Source organism: Sphaerisporangium sp. NPDC049002, from assembly GCF_040649355.1.
Lineage (GTDB): Bacteria > Actinomycetota > Actinomycetes > Streptosporangiales > Streptosporangiaceae > Sphaerisporangium.
The window spans coordinates 1-15,517 of record NZ_JBEZFH010000182.1 but is presented as its reverse complement, the minus strand read 5'-3'; the positions used below and the strand labels follow the sequence as shown (position 1 = coordinate 15,517).

12 protein-coding genes and 1 pseudogene are annotated in these 15,517 nt (G+C 67.1%); 4 read left to right on the top strand and 9 right to left on the bottom strand.

Features of this window, described 5'->3' with window-relative positions:
- On the top strand, nt 1–1,176 hold a 1,176-nt coding region (locus AB0B89_RS28015), incomplete at its 5' end, for a M17 family metallopeptidase (protein WP_358558803.1).
- The gene (locus AB0B89_RS28010) at nt 1,173–2,207 is read left to right on the top strand and encodes an ornithine cyclodeaminase family protein (protein WP_358558801.1); all 1,035 of its coding nucleotides are present in this window, start codon (nt 1,173–1,175) and stop codon (nt 2,205–2,207) included. The genes AB0B89_RS28015 and AB0B89_RS28010, both read left to right, overlap by 4 nt.
- 71 nt (nt 2,208–2,278) lie before the next feature.
- Here the strand turns inward: AB0B89_RS28010 and AB0B89_RS28005 are convergent, their stop codons facing one another.
- Entirely contained in the window at nt 2,279–2,539 is a 261-nt protein-coding gene (locus AB0B89_RS28005) for a hypothetical protein (protein ID WP_358558799.1), read from the bottom strand.
- Between the two features lie 111 nt (nt 2,540–2,650).
- On the opposite strand from AB0B89_RS28005, the gene AB0B89_RS28000 reads away from it, so the two are divergent.
- The gene (locus AB0B89_RS28000) at nt 2,651–3,181 is read left to right on the top strand and encodes a UvrD-helicase domain-containing protein (RefSeq protein ID WP_358558797.1); all 531 of its coding nucleotides are present in this window, start codon (nt 2,651–2,653) and stop codon (nt 3,179–3,181) included.
- Complete coding sequence (locus AB0B89_RS27995; RefSeq protein ID WP_358558795.1) at nt 3,178–4,182, top strand: 3'-5' exonuclease; 1,005 nt, start codon at nt 3,178–3,180, stop codon at nt 4,180–4,182. The genes AB0B89_RS28000 and AB0B89_RS27995 overlap by 4 nt, the downstream gene beginning before the upstream one ends.
- Nucleotides 4,183–4,419: 237 nt before the next feature.
- On the opposite strand, the gene AB0B89_RS27990 is transcribed toward AB0B89_RS27995, so the two are convergent.
- From AB0B89_RS27990 to AB0B89_RS27955, 8 genes and pseudogenes are all read right to left on the bottom strand, one after another.
- The gene (locus tag AB0B89_RS27990; RefSeq protein ID WP_358558793.1) at nt 4,420–5,973 is read right to left on the bottom strand and encodes a serine/threonine-protein kinase; all 1,554 of its coding nucleotides are present in this window, start codon (nt 5,971–5,973) and stop codon (nt 4,420–4,422) included.
- 41 nt (nt 5,974–6,014) lie between these two features.
- Nucleotides 6,015–7,955, bottom strand: a complete 1,941-nt coding sequence (locus AB0B89_RS27985; protein ID WP_358558791.1) for an N-6 DNA methylase — start codon at nt 7,953–7,955, stop codon at nt 6,015–6,017.
- Nucleotides 7,952–8,659 carry a SprT family zinc-dependent metalloprotease gene (locus AB0B89_RS27980; RefSeq protein ID WP_358558789.1) on the bottom strand — a complete coding sequence of 236 codons (708 nt, stop codon included), beginning with the start codon at nt 8,657–8,659 and terminating at the stop codon, nt 7,952–7,954. Before AB0B89_RS27980 ends, AB0B89_RS27985 begins: the two co-directional genes overlap by 4 nt.
- Nucleotides 8,660–8,678: 19 nt before the next feature.
- On the bottom strand, nt 8,679–11,906 hold the full coding sequence (locus AB0B89_RS27975) for a type I restriction endonuclease subunit R (RefSeq protein ID WP_358558787.1): 3,228 nt from the start codon (nt 11,904–11,906) through the stop codon (nt 8,679–8,681).
- A 76-nt stretch (nt 11,907–11,982) separates the two neighbouring features.
- A complete protein-coding gene (locus AB0B89_RS27970) occupies nt 11,983–13,227 on the bottom strand; it encodes a restriction endonuclease subunit S (RefSeq protein WP_358558785.1) in 1,245 nt (414 codons plus the stop codon).
- Nucleotides 13,220–15,169 (bottom strand): N-6 DNA methylase, encoded by a 1,950-nt coding sequence (locus AB0B89_RS27965; RefSeq protein WP_358558806.1) that lies wholly within the window; start codon nt 15,167–15,169, stop codon nt 13,220–13,222. Before AB0B89_RS27965 ends, AB0B89_RS27970 begins: the two co-directional genes overlap by 8 nt.
- Before the next feature lie 54 nt (nt 15,170–15,223).
- A pseudogene (locus tag AB0B89_RS27960) lies at nt 15,224–15,418 on the bottom strand (type I restriction-modification system subunit M N-terminal domain-containing protein); the annotation flags it as partial.
- Entirely contained in the window at nt 15,369–15,509 is a 141-nt protein-coding gene (locus AB0B89_RS27955) for a hypothetical protein (protein WP_358558804.1), read from the bottom strand. The pseudogene AB0B89_RS27960 and the gene AB0B89_RS27955, both read right to left, overlap by 50 nt.
- Nucleotides 15,510–15,517: the final 8 nt, after the last annotated feature.

Below are 15,517 nucleotides of genomic sequence, written 5' to 3'. Positions count from 1 at the left end.
GCGGCCGCGGCGGCACTGCTGCCCGGCGATGCCGTGCGGGTCGACCTGGCGGGCCGCGGCGCGGGCGCGCTCGGCGCCGGGGAATCCGTCCGCGCGGTCGTGGCCGGGCTGGCCCTCACGGCCGCGCGGCCGCTCAGCGTGACGCTCACCGGGCTGGATGGACCCGACGGTGACCACGCCACCGCGGGGCTGCTGGACGCGGAGGCCGTGCTGCTGGCCCGGGAACTGACCAACCGCCCGCCGAGCGAGCTCGTCCCGGATGACCTGGCGTGCCTCGCGCGGGACGTCGCCGCCCGGGAAGGCCTGGCCGTACGGGTCCTGGACGAGCATGACCTGCGGGAACTCGGGATGGGGGCCCTGCTCGGCATGGGCGCCGGATCTCCGCACCCGCCTCGGCTGGTGGACCTGCGCCACGAGCCCCCGGGCGCGCGGTGTTCGGTCACGCTGGTGGGCAAGGGCATCACCTTCGACTCCGGCGGCCTGTCCCTGAAGTCACCCGCGGCCATGATGGGCATGCGGGGCGACATGGCGGGCGCCGCGGTCGTACTCGCCGTGATGTCGGTGCTGGCCAGGCGGGGGCTCCCTGTCGCGGTCCGCGGCCTGCTCCCGCTCGCCGAGAACATGATCGGCCCGGCCGGCGTACGGCCCGGCGACGTGCTGCGCGCCTGTGACGGCCGGCGGATCCAGGTGCTGGACACCGACTTCGAGGGCCGGGTGACGCTGGCCGACGCGCTCGCCCTCGCCGCGCGGGAACGCCCCGGCGCGATCGTGGACGTCGCCACGCTGACCTACCAGGTGGTGACGGCGCTCGGACCGGAGATCGGCGGGGTGCTCGGCCGCGACCGGGGCCTGACGCGGCAGGTGCTCCGGGCGGGCGCGCTCGCCGGCGAGCCGCTGTGGGCGCTGCCCTGGGCGCGTCGCTACCGGGACCAGATCGCGTCCGGCTACGCCGAGGTGCGGAACTTCCCCGAGGCCGACACGGGCCGTGCCATCACGGCGGCCCTGCTGCTCGGCGAGTTCGTCCCGGAGGAGATCCCGTTCGCCCACCTGGACATCAGCGGGCCGGCATGGCGCGGTCCCGCCTCCGGCCACGGCGCCACCGGCTTCGGCGTGCTCACCCTCACCCGGCTGCTGGAGTCGCTCGCGACCGCCGCGGTTCCACTGGACCGCTCATGACGGCGGCGTCGAGGGGGCCATGGCCACGGCGTCTCGGTCGGGGGGCGGACGACCAGCCCCCGCAGTACGTCACGGGTGAGCAGATCGGTCGAGGGGCGGACAACGAGCCCCCGCCATACGTCACGGGTGAGCAGATCCGGCGCGTCCTGCCGATGGAGCACGCGGTGATGGCGCTGGAGCAGGCGTTCCGCGCCCGCGCGGGCGAGGACGACCCGCCCCGCACGGCCGTTCCGTGGAGCCACGGCGAGCTGCTGGTGATGCCCAGCGAGCACGCCGAGTGGGCGGGCACCAAGCTCGTCACCGTCGCCCCCGGCAACCCCGCGCTCTCGGTGGACCGGATCAACGGCACCTACGTCCTCTTCGACGCCGCGACCCTGGTCCCGAGGCTGCTCCTGGACGCGTCCGAACTGACCGCGCTGCGGACCGCCGCCGTCAGCGCTCTGGCGACCCGCTATCTGGCCCACACCGACGCGCGGACCCTGGTGGTCTTCGGCACCGGCCCGCAGGCCCGGTCGCACGTGCGGGCGATGCTCGGCGTCCGGCAACTGGCCGAGGTGCGCGTCGTCTCCCGCGATCCGGCGCGGGCCGCGAAACTGGCCGGCGAGCTCGCCGTGGAACACGGGCTGCCGGTGACTCCCGGCACCCCCGCTGACGTGGCGGCGGCCGACATCGTCTGCACCTGCACCGGTTCGGCCACTCCCCTGTTCGACGGCCGCCTTCTGGCCGACGTGGCACATGTCAACGCCATCGGCGGCCACCACCCCGAGGTGCGAGAGGTCGACTGCGAGACCGTGCGGCGGGCCTTCGTCGTGGTCGAGCAGCCCGGCCCGGCCCGCCGCGAGGCCGGAGACCTGATCATGGCGGTGAAGTCCGGCGCGGCGGACGACTCCGTCTTCGACGTCGACCTGCACCGCGTCGTCACCGAACCGTGGACCCGCCCGGAGCGTCCCACCCTCTTCAAGTCGGTCGGCCTCGCCATGGAGGACCTCGTCGTCGCGGCGGAGATCGCCACCAAGGTGCTGACGCCGTGACGCGGGCCGGCTTCGGAGGCGTTGAGCGACGCGCTTGGCGACTCCCCCTTGGATCGCGAGCGGCGCCGCTGTCAGGGGTGGGCCTTGCGGTAGCTCTCGTACAGGGCGGCGAGGTTGTCGGTGTAGAGCTCCGTGTAGCCGCAGGACGCACAGATCCAGGCGCGCACGGTGCCCGTCGAGGAGCCCTGCTTCCAGACGAACCCGTGGTCCGGCGGCTCCGGCTCCTCGACGCGGACGCTCAGCGGCAGCGAACCGTTCCTCGCGTGATCGCGCACCTCCACGCCGGCCATGACATGGGGCGAGCCGCATTTCGAGCAGAGATCACGTGTCACGGTCTTCCCAGTTCCTCGTCGAAGGTCATTCCGCACCGGCAGCGTATCCGGGTCCCGGATCAGGTGGCGCGGCGAAAATTTTCCAAGTAAATCATCTGCCAAGTTGTTCGGATGCGGGATCACGGCGGCACGACCACACCTCAGCGACCTGGCCGCCGGGTCCGGCCACTACCGTTCAGGGGCGTCCTGCGGCTCCGACCGGCCGCCGACGCCTGGCACAAGCCCGCGTTCAGCGTCGTCATCGCGGCCGCCCTCCCCAACCTCGTACTGCTCGGCTTCGGCCGCCTGGACCTCGCCGTCTACACCTCCGTCCATTTGACGACAATCGGGCTGTTCGACTTCGACTCGATCGTCGCGCAGTCGCTACGGGTCCTGCGCGAGAACCCGAAGGTTTCGAAGATGATCGCCGCCCGATATCCCTGGTTGATCGTCGACGAGTACCAGGATCTCGGCCCAGTCTTACATGAGCTGGTCTTGCACCTGCATGACCATGAAGGTGTTCGAGTCGCCGCCTTCGGCGATCCCGATCAGTCCGTCATGTCCTTTACCGGGGCCGAACCCCGCATCTCCTGGAACTGGCTTCGCATTCGGACTTCCGCGAAATCCCTCTCAATATCAACTACCGCTGCGGACAAGCCGTGATCGATGCCAGCCATGTCGCGCTTGACGGGGCCCGTACCCACCGGGCAGACCCCCTTCGCAGCGATTCCGGAGGCCTGGAATTCGTTCCTCTCGCTGGAGACCTGCCTGACCACGCACAGCGTGTTGTCGACAAGGTGGACCAGCTCATGGCCTCAGGCGTGGACCTCCACAAGATCGCGGTTTTCTACCCGCGCAAGGGTGAGCTATTGGACGCGCTCATCAATGCTTTCGACATGAGCGGCCTTGCATACGTCCATGAGGGCGAACACCGTCTCCCCAAGGGCGACCTGGCCGACTTCATCCGAGAGTGCGCCGCCCGTGCCATCCTCGGACCTCAGCCGATCCATGGGAAAATCGATCACCATGTCGACAGCGTGAGCACGATCACGGATCTGGCGCACACCTACAACCGACTTCGACGCAGCAGCGGTCTACTCGAACTCCCCGAACACGTCGTTGGAGGCCTACTGGTCAAGGCCCTCCATGGGACATCCGCAGAGGACTACCTGGCCCTTTGGTTGGAAAAACTTTCTGATGCGCTGCAACTTGCCGCTGTGGGCACAGGGAGCCCGATCGTCCGGGACCAGAAAGCACTCCAAGGCTTCATGAACGTCGCCCAGAGCTACGGACTCACGGTAGGCGACGTCGCGGGCTCTGTTCGCGTCGGCAGGCTAACCCTCACGACCTATCATTCCGCGAAGGGGCGCGAGTGGGACTTCGTCATGCTGCCCGGGCTCGTGGACGGCATCATGCCTTACCGCCCGTGGTCGCGCCCGCATGGACGGCACCTTGAACCGAGTAAGGCAGGACTCACAGAGTCAAGAAGACCGTTCTACGTCGGCCTTACGCGGACGAAACAGACCGCCACTCTGATCTACGGCGGCTACTGGACAATGTCTTGGGGAGAGCGAAACGAGTACGGAATATCACGATTCGTCCTTGAGCTCATCGGCAGGTTGAGCACAGGTCCTGCTCTCGCTGATGCGATTCGAGGCGACTAGCTGATCGGGCGCCCTGCCTGAGATCAAGATACGAACTGGCGTCATCCGTGCTGGCCGTCGTTGCCACTGCGTTTGGGCTGCGATCGCCCTGCCGGATAGGAGGGCACCGTCAGACCTGCGGTTGGCGATCGCCCAGCGGAATGTCGTTAGCCGTACGCGTCTGAGGTAGGGCACCTGTCGTCCCTCCGCTGTCATCCAGTACAAGCCGAGGCTTGGCGACCAGGTCGGGCGGCCAACTCAGAGAGTAAGTCGGGCGAGACCATCCCGGACTCTGACCGTCGCCGGGTGGTCGGAGCCGTACAGGCGGTCGAGATCATCGAGCAGGTCGGCGAGCGTGCGGCGGGCGGAGTCGATGTCGCCGGTGCTCTTCTCCAACTCGCCGATCTGCCGCCGCAGCTCCAGGGTCCGTGGGTCGTCCACCGGATAGGCATGCATCTCGTCGAACAGAAGATCGTTCATCAGTCGGAGGGCGAGCGCACCATCCCCAAGGTGAGCGTGACAGGTGGCCTCCTGCATACGGCACTGGAAGACCCGCTCGTCGTCGGCGGTGTACCGCTTCGCCAGATCCGCGGCGAGCCGGTGGAATTCCGGAACCGCCTGGCGGTAGTCGCCGCCCCCGAACAGCACGTTGGCGAGTTGCATGCGCAAGCTGAGTACTTCGGGATCATCCGCGCCGAGGGCCTGGCCGGCCGGCTCGGCGACGGTCGCGAGCACGTCGACAGCCTGGCTGTAGCGGGATTCTCGTACGAGCGACATGGCCTCACGACGCGCACGCTCGATGTCTCCCCTGCTGAAGTCCGTGTCACCCCATCCGGAAGGCTGAGCGATGACCCGTGCCGCAGGCGCGCCCGTCGCGTCAGGCCGATTCAGCATCCGACCGACCACCTGCGAGTACATGCGCAGCGGGCTGGGTCCGCTCACGGTGACACCGGGAAGCTGCCCGACCCTGGTTACATAGGGAAGCAACCGGTCATGGACGGTCGCGGCGTCCGCGGGCCTGTCCTCCACCCGCTTGGCCAGCATCGACAGGAGGAGGGCGTCAAGATCGGCCGGCACGTCGGGCCGGAGCGGGAGCACCGAGGAGGGCGCGGTCTGTACGTGCTGCTCGAACACGCTGTACTCGGTCTTCCCGGTGAACAGCCTTTTGCCCGTGAACAACTCGTGCAGCACACAAGCGAGGGCGTACAGGTCGGTCTGCGGTGCCAGGGTGCCGGCTCGGATCTGCTCCGGCGGCATGTACGAGGCGGTGCCCAGCATGTGGCCGGTGCGGGTGAGCCGGGACAGGTTCGGGTCATCGAGCACGGCCAGCCCGAAGTCGAGCACCTTGAGGGTGCCGTCCGGACACAGCATGAGATTGGCGGGCTTCAGATCCCGGTGGAGGATCGACCGTTCGTGGGCGGCACTCAGCACCGCCGCCACCTGGGCTCCGATCGCGGCGACCCAGCCGACGGGAAGGGGGCCATGCTCGTCGACGACATGGTCGAGCGTGACGCCCTCGACGAACTGCATCACCAGGAACAGCCGTGGTCCGCGCAGCGGATCCTCGAACGATCCCGCATCATGGATGGCGGGTATCCCGGGGTGATCCAGCTTGGCCATGATCATCGCTTCATGGATGAACCTGCGCTCCAACTCCGGATTGGGAACGCCATCAGGGAAGCGGATGAACTTGACGGCGACCCGGCGGTCCAGGCGTTTGTCGAAGCCTCCCCACACCTCGCCCATGCCTCCTCTGGCGAGGTGGATCTTGTCCAGTTCATACCGACCGAGGATACGGACGTGCTCAGCCACCACGCCTCCGGACGTCGCAGGAGAGATCGACAGGGAAGAATCTAGCCGGGTTGCAGCGTGCCTTCGAGAAGACCGTCGAGGCCGGACCTGACCAGGGCGTCGCTGACCGTCCTCATCTCCCGGACGGCGTCCTCGAAGGCGAGGAGCCTGCGGAAGGTCTCACCATACGCCCGCTGCTCGTCGATGGGCAGACGTGGCAGCTGGGCGCGACGGGGATCGATCCGGCCCGAGGAACCCAGACGCGTGCTGGCCTCCCCGGTGCCGCGGAGGCACCCGGCGAGGAACTGCGGGTCCAGCCGGTCGGGATCGGTTCTGAACAGCAGCAATTCGGGGCCGAGAACGGCCCCGACCTCCCGCATCACGCGCGTGGCCGTTTCACGACGATAGAGTAGCGGGGAGACGACGTCCCCCGGTTCGATGATGACCAGCCCCGGCACGTCCCCGGTTCTCCTGCTGGGCGCTCGGTCGAGCAAGAGGTCCTTGACCGTCAGGACGGGCAGGCCGTCTTCCTCGAAGGCCATCTTGAGCGGCCCTTGGTAGACGGCCACCACCCCGGCCCTGACCAGCTCCCCGACCGTGGCCATCGGCAACTCCCGGCGCCGTGCCAGCGGGGTCAGTTTCGGGATGTCGAGTCCGGCGAGCGCCGCCGCCGTCCGTTCCCGGACCGCCGTGAACACGGACGGCTCCAGCTGGCTGAGGCCGCTCACCCGATGTGTGGGGGTGAACGAGATCTCCTCGTCGAGCAGGTCGATGATCCGCACGGTACGGGCCGCGCTGGGCAGCTCGGTGCTGTCAGTGTAGGCGCGCCAGGCCGCTTCGGCGACTGCCAGGTCCTCTCCTGCGTTCACCAGGAGCACGTCGGAGGCGGGCTGCTCGTCCTGCTCAGGACGGCGCAGCACCCACAGGTCGGGCGCCCCGCTGGAGGCGGGCGCGGCACCGGCGGAGAGGGTCACGATCGCCCGCACCGCCCCGGCGCGAAGCAGGTTGCCCCGGATCCGCCGACCGGCGCGGCGACTCGCGGCGACCCCCGGCATCATGATCACGACGAGTCCGCCGGGCCGGACATGGGCGAGACAGTGCTGGACCCAGGCGAGCTCGGACTCACCTCGCGGCGGCAGGCCGTACTCCCAGCGCGGATCACTGGTCAGCTCCTCGTAGCCCCAGCCGCGGTCGTTGAACGGCGGGTTGCAAACCACCGCGTCCACCCGCTCGCTGGAGAAGGCGTCGGCCCTGAGCGAGTCACCCGCCCGGATGACGGCGTCGACGCCATGGAGCAGCAGCCTGGTCGCGGTCAACCGTGCCGCGCTCGCGTTGACGTCCTGTCCGAGGACCCGCGAACCACCACAGGCCAGCAGCAGAGTGCCGATGCCGCAGGAGGGATCGAGAACGGTCCCACTGGACGTCCCGGCCAGGCGGGCCATCAGCTCGGCCACGTCGCGCGGAGTGGCGAGCAGCCGGCGGGAGTGCAGGTCTGTGTAGCGGTCGCAGATCTCGTCGAAGGCACCCGCCGGGCCGCGCTCGGCGGCGATTTCGGCAAGAGCCCGGATGACCTCTGGTTCCACCGCCGACGCCCCGGGGAGCCTACCGGGGATCTCTGGAACAGCGTCCTGAACCGCCGCGGAAAGGCGCTGAACGAGCTGGTCGTCGGGAAGAAGAGAGAGTTTCCGCCACCCGGCGGCGTCGCGTCGCAGGTACAGCAGGAACGCGCCGACGTAGCCCACGGCGTCGCCCAAGCGGAGATCCTCACCAGCGCTGCGGAGCCGTTGCCAGGCCCGTTCCAGAGGCGGGACTTCGACGTACCTGTCGTGCTGGCGCAGCCACTGCTCCACCTGCGCCAGGGAGAACGCCGGGCTGGTCGCCGTGCCGCCCACCGGCTCAGGGAAGTCGTCGAACCGTTTGCGCCAGTTGCTGACCGCCGCCCGGCCCACGTCGGCGAGGCGCGCGATGTCGGCCGCGTTGACGGTGACGTCGTCTCGCATCATAGTCCCTCTTCCGGCAGCCACAGGTCGGGGCCGAGGCGGCGTAGAAGCTCACGGCGGTCCTGAAAGTCGGGCATCGCGCGCTCGACCAGCCGCCAGAACTCCGCGCTGTGGTCGTGGCGGAGCAGATGGGCCAGCTCGTGCACCAGAACGTAGTCGATCAACGTGGGGGGCAACTGCATCGTCGCCCAGTGGATGTTCACCGTCCCGGACGGGGAGCACGACCCCCAGCGGTACCCGAGCGGCAGCACCCGCAGGCCGGACACCTCGACCCCCAGGCGCGAGGCCCACGGCTCGACCCGCCGTTTCAGCCACGTCTCACCCACCCGGCGGTACCAGCGGACCAGTTCCTCGGCTCCGCCGCCCCGGCCCAGCTCCAGCCGCCCGCGCACCAGCCGCACCTCACGGGCGCGGTCTACGATGCGCAGGCGATAGGACCTGCCCAGGTACGGGAACCCCTCCCCGGACACGTATTCGCGGGCGGGCCGGGACTCCCCCAGCTCGCGCCGCTCGGCGAGCTTGCCGTACAGCCAGGACCGCTTCGCCCGGACGACCTTGGCCAGCTCGTCCCGCGAGACCTCCGGCGGGACGACCGCGGTGACCGAGGCGTCCCGCTCGACGGTGAGCCGCACGCTTCTGCGGCGCTCGCTCACCGACACGTTCACGTCGAGGTCGCCGACGTGCAGGACACCAGGAAAATCACTCACGGTCATCAGCATGCCAGGGTCACCCCTGCGGTATGTACTGGCGGTTACTCTTGACCACGTCGAAGAGCAGGCCTGCCAGGTGGTCGAGGGCGCTCATCTCGCACACCTTCTCGTCGAACAGGATGCGGAAGATGTGCCGGCGGAAGTCCTCCTGGTCGACCTGCTTGCTCGACGTCCAGAAGTCGGTGATGTGGATGCTCTCGGCGGCGACTCGGTGGATCTTCCGGGCCACGTCGGCGAGGTACTCGTCCTGTGCGCTGTCGGCGGAGGTGGCGGTCTCCTGCAGGATGAGACCGTAGAGCGCGCTCTCCACCTGGCTCAGCCCGAAGGGGTTCTGCGGCTGCTCCTCCGTCATCTCGGCGATCAGCCCGCTCAGCGCGAGAACCTGCTGCTCCCAGTCGGTGGCGAGCTGCTTGAGGATCTCCTCCAGCCGCTCGCTCAGCCGCTGGTAGCGGGCCGGGTCCTCGGCACGGTGCACGGTGATGTGGTGCCGGATGGCGTGCTCCATCTCCGACGCCCTGGCGCGCGGCCCGGGCAGCGCCTCGACCTTCTGCGCGAAGTCGGGGGCGGTGAGCGCGACCGGCGGGAGCTTCTGCTCGATGCCGAGCGAGGTGACATGCTCGTCGATCAACTCGCGGATCTTGGCCCCGTACGCGGCCGGATCGAACCGCCCTTCGTCGTCGCGGTAGCGGCGGGTCGCCGTGATCTTGATGACGCCGAACCGCTTCGCGTCCTCCAGGTACGGCTTGGCCGCCGGATCCGGCAGGACCGTGTTGACGGTTTTGAGGAAACGGGTGAGCGCGACGGTGAACCTGGCGCGGAGCTCCTCGTCCTCCAGCGTCTGCACGCACCCCTCGATGTCGGCCGGGTCGCGGAACATCAGGCGTAACCGGTCGCGCTGGGGCTCAAGCTTGGCGATCTCGGCGCTGGGGTCCTTGAGCGCGGACTCGACGTCCTGCGCCTCGGCGTCGTCGAAGTCGCGGGCGTAGACCCGTAGCGCGTCGAGCAGGTTCTTGGCCACGCCCTGGTAGTCGACGACGTAGCCGAATTCCTTGCCGTCGGAGGTACGGTTCACCCGGGCGACGGCCTGGAGCAGTTCGGCGTCCTGGAGCGAGCGGTCCAGGTACATGACCTGCTCGATCGGCGCGTCGAAACCGGTCAACAGCATCGATTTCACGATGACGAACCCGATGCCGGACTCGCCGTACGGCTTGGTGAACTCCTGGATCCGCCGTTCCTGCTTCGCCTGGTCGGTCCACTCGGTGTACCGGCTGTCGTCCTTCTCGCCGGCCGAGATGACCGGCACGAAGTCCATGCGCTTCAGCACGTCGAGGTGGCGCGCGGCGTTCACCAGGAAGGCGTCGCGGGACCTGAGCTCGCCGGAGGGGGTCTGAAGGATCTTCTCCGGCAGCCGCTCGATCCGCCGGACCAGGTCGTCCCTGGCGGCGAGCAGCGCCTCGCGGTAGCGGATCGTCTCCTCCCGGCCGCGCGCGACGACCTGCGCCTTGAAACCCTCCGGAAGGATCTTGCCGACGTAGTGCCGCAGCATGTGCCTGGCCTTGGCGGCGATGAGCTCCTCCGCCGACGACACCTGGCCCTTGGTGGCGTAGCGCCGTTGCAGCCGGTCACGCTCCTCGTCGGACAGTTCCTCCAGGTCCTCCTCGAACACCTCGTCCAGGTCCCGGCCGTCCCGGATGGCGCCGGTGACGGTGTGGCCCTCGTAGAGGATCGGGACGATCACCCCGTCCTCTTCGGCCTCCTTGAGGCGGTAGGTGTCGATGAAGCTGCCGAACAGCTCGACGCTGGTCTTCCGCTGACCCTTCCTGGTCATGATCGGCGTGCCGGTGAAGCCGATGCGGGCGGCGTTCGGCAGCGCCTCCCGGAGGTTGGCGCCGAGGGCGGCGGTGTGCGAGCGGTGCGCCTCGTCGATGAGCACGACGATCGACTCGTCGGCGTTCACCTCACCCAGTTCGGCGCCCGCCGCCATCCCCTGGGTCGTCCGGTCGTCCTGGTTCTTCTGGATCATGACGAAGACCACGCCGGGGCCGTGCTTGGCGAGAATCGTCTTCGCCCTCGCCGCGCTCTTCGCGACGTCGACCTGCTCGCCGCTGAGCCGCATGGTCTCGCTGAGCTGCCCCTGGAGCTGGGTACGGTCGGTGACGACGACGACCTTCGCGTTCGCCAGGTCGCGGGTGGAGCGGAGCTTCCTGACCAGGAAGGTCATCGTCAGGCTCTTGCCGGAGCCCTGGGTGTGCCAGATGATGCCACCGCGCCGGTCGTTCACGCCGTCCCGGACGCGGGTCTTGCCGGTACGCAACCGCCTGACCGTCCGGTCCACCGCCCGGTACTGCTGGTATCTCGGGGCGACCTTGATGGTCTTGCCCTGGTCGGTGGTCAGGAAGGCCACGTAGTTGTGCACGATGTCGAGCAGCCTGCCCGGACGCAGGACGGCCGAGGTCAGGATCTCCTGTCGGCTGAGCTGGCCGGGGGTCTTGCCTCTCTGCTCGGCGAGCTCGTCCTTGGTCAGCGGGTACGGGTCGCGCCACGGCACGTAGTGTTCGAGCCGGGCGGTGAACGTGCCGAGCTTGGCCTCCTCGCCGCTGGTCACGATCGTGAGCTGCACGGTGTGGAACAGCTTCTGGTTGCCGGTACGGACCTCGCTCGGCCGCTGCTCGGCGTAATCAAGGAGCTGGTCGACGGCCTTGCCCAGGCTGGTGGTCCTGGGTTCCTTGCACTCGATGACGACGAGCGGGATGCCGTTCACGAACAGGACCACGTCGGGGATGATCGGCCTGCCCTGGGTGCCGGGGATGTTCACCCTGAACTGGTTGACCACGGTGAACTCGTTGTTCGCCGGCGTCTCCCAGTCGACGAAGTGGACGATGCGCCCCTTCCCGCCCTCCCACCCCTCGACGCCGTCCACGGTCGTGCCGTTGATCAGAACCTTCGTGGCCTCCTGATTCGCTTCCAGGAGGCTGCTCGCCGGGATACGGGACAGCGCGTTGACGGCACTGGTGATCCGGGCCTCGTCCATCCACGGCTTACCGTCCGGACCCAGATTGATCTTGTGAATGGCAGCCCGCAGCCGGTCTTCGAGAATCACCTCGTCGAACGTGGTCCGCCCGGAGGCGAACGGATTGGTCGGAATGACCGCCCCGTACTCAGCCCCTTCGAGATGCTTCCACCCCATCGCCTTGAGCTGCTCACATAAGGGCCGCTCAACCAGCGAATACTCCAGATCAGCCATGCCGCTTCCCGTCGCTATCCCAGATATTCCGCTAACGCCTGTAAGCCTGCCGCTACGTTCCCTGCCCCCACCCGGATCACAGCCCCTCAAGCACGGCTTCTGCCTCCGATACCCGCACCCGTCCGGTCAGCAGGTCCTCCATCAGGCCATTTTTAAGTAGATTCAGGGACTTGACCCGCTCGCGCTCCACTCTCATTCGCTCAGACAGCAACCGCAGAGAGCGCACTACCCGCGTCTCCTCGTCCTTGGGGGGGATTGGGAAGCTCATACGCGCGAAGCGGTCGGCACCCAGGTGGGCGATACTCGTTGTCTGCTTTGCGATCTTCACGAATTCGCCCGTCATCAACCAGTAACGAAACACCGCCTGCGCATACTCTGGCGATACGAGGCCAGCCCGGAATCGCACCAGTGTGTTTTGAAAGCAAATACCCGACGGGCCGTCAAAGATCGCACTTCGGCCCACGAGCTCCAGACTCTGCCCCTCATTCAAGAGGATGTCGCCCCGCCGAAGACTGTAAGTATCCTGCTCCCTTGGAGTGAAGTTCATCTCCAAGACGTCACTGTAGTTAATGTAAGAATCAAACACGTTGGCCACACGAAGATAGGGACGCATGTGACGGCCCGACTCATGCTGCGGAGAGCGCTGTCGCCCCAGCTTAACTTCACCGACGTTTCCTACAAGGCCCCACCTCCACGCCCCTCCCGCCGAGGCGACACGCATCCCTTCCCAAAGAGTGTATTGAAGCAAGCCTCGATCAATTACAGAGAATTTTTCGATTAGCGCCTGAGAGTTCGAGAGCTGAGCGTCTAGCGTGTCGAGGATCTCCGCGATCCGCCGCTGCTCCCCGACCGGGACGTCAGGAAAAGGCATTGCGACGAGCTGGCGCGAGTTTACCGTATATAGCCCGGAGCTTGTTGCACAAACAGTCCGCCAATAATCGCGCGCCGCCTCGGAGTTAAGCCAGGCGGCTGCAAAATTCGGCCAGACCTCATTTGAGCGAAGCCTAAAAAGATGATTTTGATAGAGCAGCCCCTCATCAGCCTGCTGGACCAATGCACAACGGCCAATCTCCCCCGGGTTCGCATGCCCCTCTACTACAAGCAGATCTCCGGCGGAGAGCCTATAGTGTCGCCGCTCAGCGAGCGAAGCGTTCAACAAGGCAATGTCGGACTTATCGATTCGACCTCGCTGAACGTTAGCAACCCTGAGGTAGCCACTGCCAGCAGCTTTCGCTTGACGGTGCGGGCCTAATGTGATTCCTGCTTTGATAGAGAATATGTCTCCCACTCTACGCATCGGCCAAATGCTTACCTCAGACATAGCCGAGCTCCTTCAGGTAATTCTCAAGACGGAAAGCGGAAGCTTCGCGCTGCACTTCAAGCTCGCGCAAAGTCGTCGCATACTTGTCGGCCCAGGTTTTGAAGGCGGCTTCGATGGCTCGGCGGGCAGTGGCCGTGCGGGAGTCGAGACGGGTGCGGACGGCGTCGCGGAAGACGTTGAGAACGAGGTCGTTGCGGGTGTCGTCCTTTAATGCGTCAATGGCCTCGCGGAGGCGGTGGATGAAGTCGTCGTAAAGGCGAATCGCCTCGCTGCGGGCAGCGGTGACGTCGAACTTGAGGCGCTTAAGGTCGGCCGGTGAGATCGTCTCCTCGGGCTCTTCTGCATCCTCGTCCTCCTCGCTGGGCTTGGCCGTCGCTGCCTTGAGCTGGGCGTTCAACTCGGCGTAGCGGACCTCTGCCTCCTCCAGTTCGGCCAGGTATTCGGGAATGAGCTTCGGGACGACGCGGTGGTCGCGGGCCTTGCGTTTCTCGGCGGCGATCTTCTGCTTGTCCCAGTATTCGGCTTCTTCCACATCGAGGGCGAAGGCGCTCTCGATGGTGGTGAGCCAGCCTTCGACTACGCCCGTGAAGCCGTTCAGGGAGAGTGCCTTGATGTCGTATTGGGTCTCGCCCCACCAGGCGGCTACCACGCCAGCCAGCTCGAAGCGGTCGAGCAGGCCGAGGGGCTTCAGTTCCGCGACGAAGGACTCCAGCAGTTCGGCCCGGATCTCCATGACCTTGTGGGTTTCCGGCAGTTCGACCAGGCGCTTGCTGTGTCGCGACCACCAGTCCGAGAACGCCTCACGGAGCCTCGCCTCGGCCGGCTCGGCCAGCGACGGGAGGCGTTCAGCCGTGCGCTGCCAGCCTTCGGGCAGGAAGTCGTAGTAGTCCGCGTCCCGCTCCGCGAAGAGCGTGGCCGGGTCGATGTCGAACGCGGCGAACAGGTGGGCCTTGTCGCGAACCTCGGCCTTGGGGACGCCGCCGTGCAGGTGAGCCCGTACGTCCTGCGGCTCGGGCGGCGGGGTGTTGTCCACGTACCGGCGGATGTTGAGGTTGAAGTCGTTCTCCTTCAACTCCTCGATCTCCACGACGCGGGCGAAGCCGGGGATGTCGCGGTACTCCTCGAAGGCAGAGACCACCTTCTCCGCGTGCTGGGGGTCCAGGTAGTTCTGCGCCCGGCCGGACGTGTACTCGCGGTCGGCGTTGATAAACAGCACTTTGCCGCGACGCTCCTCCGGCCGCCGCGCCGTACCGCGCAGGATCAGGACGCAGGCCGGGATGCCGGTGCCGTAGAAGAGGTTCGGGGCGAGGCCGATCACCGCCTCCAGGCGGTCGTCCTTGATGATGCCCTCGCGGATGTCCTTCTCCTTGCCGCCACGGAACAGCACACCGTGCGGCAGGACAATGGCGCCGAGGCCGTCCGCCTTCAGCACCGCCAGCACGTGCTGGGCGAACATCAGGTCGGCCTTCTTGCCCGTCTCGGGAGCCCAGCCGTACTTGGAGAACCGCTCGGGGTGTTCCATGCCCTCGCGGTTGTAGTTCTGCGAGAACGGCGGGTTGGTGAGCACCCGGTCGAAGTGGGTGAGGTAACCACCCTCCGTATGCAGCGGGTTGGCCAGGGTGTCGTCGTTGCGCAGGTCGGCGTTGAGCACGCCGTGCAGGATCATGTTCATCTTGGAGATGGCCCAGGTGCCGCCGTTGTACTCCTGGCCGCACAGGGTCAGGTCACGGTGGTTCCGGCCGTGCTCCTCGACGTACTCCTTGGCGTGGATCAACATGCCGCCCGAGCCGGAGCAGGGATCGTAGACGCGCATGTTCGGACCGGGCTTAATCAGGCGGACCATCATGCGGACGACGCCACGCGGGGTGTAGAACTCGCCGCCCTTCTTGCCCGCCGAGTCGGCGAACTGGCCGATCAGGTACTCGTACGCGGCGCCGAGCAGGTCGGGGAACTCGAAGTCGTCGTTCCCCAGGCGGTAGCGGTCGAAGTGGTCGACGAGTTGCTGGAGCCGCTTGTCCGGGATCGTGGACTGGCCGACCTTCTTGGTGAAGTCGATGTGCTCCAGGACGCCTTCCAGCGCCCTGGAGTTGGCCAGCTCCAGCTCGTGGAGGGCCTTGTTCAGCAGGTCGCCGACACCCTTCTTACGGGAGTTGTCCTTGATGTACTGCCACCGACCGTTCTCCGGGACGAAGAAGCAGGTAGACGCCGCGCGGCCTGCGGTACTCGTGGCTGTAGCTCCTGATCGCCTCGGCGATCGTCGGGTCGTACACGACCGGCAGCATCTCCCGCA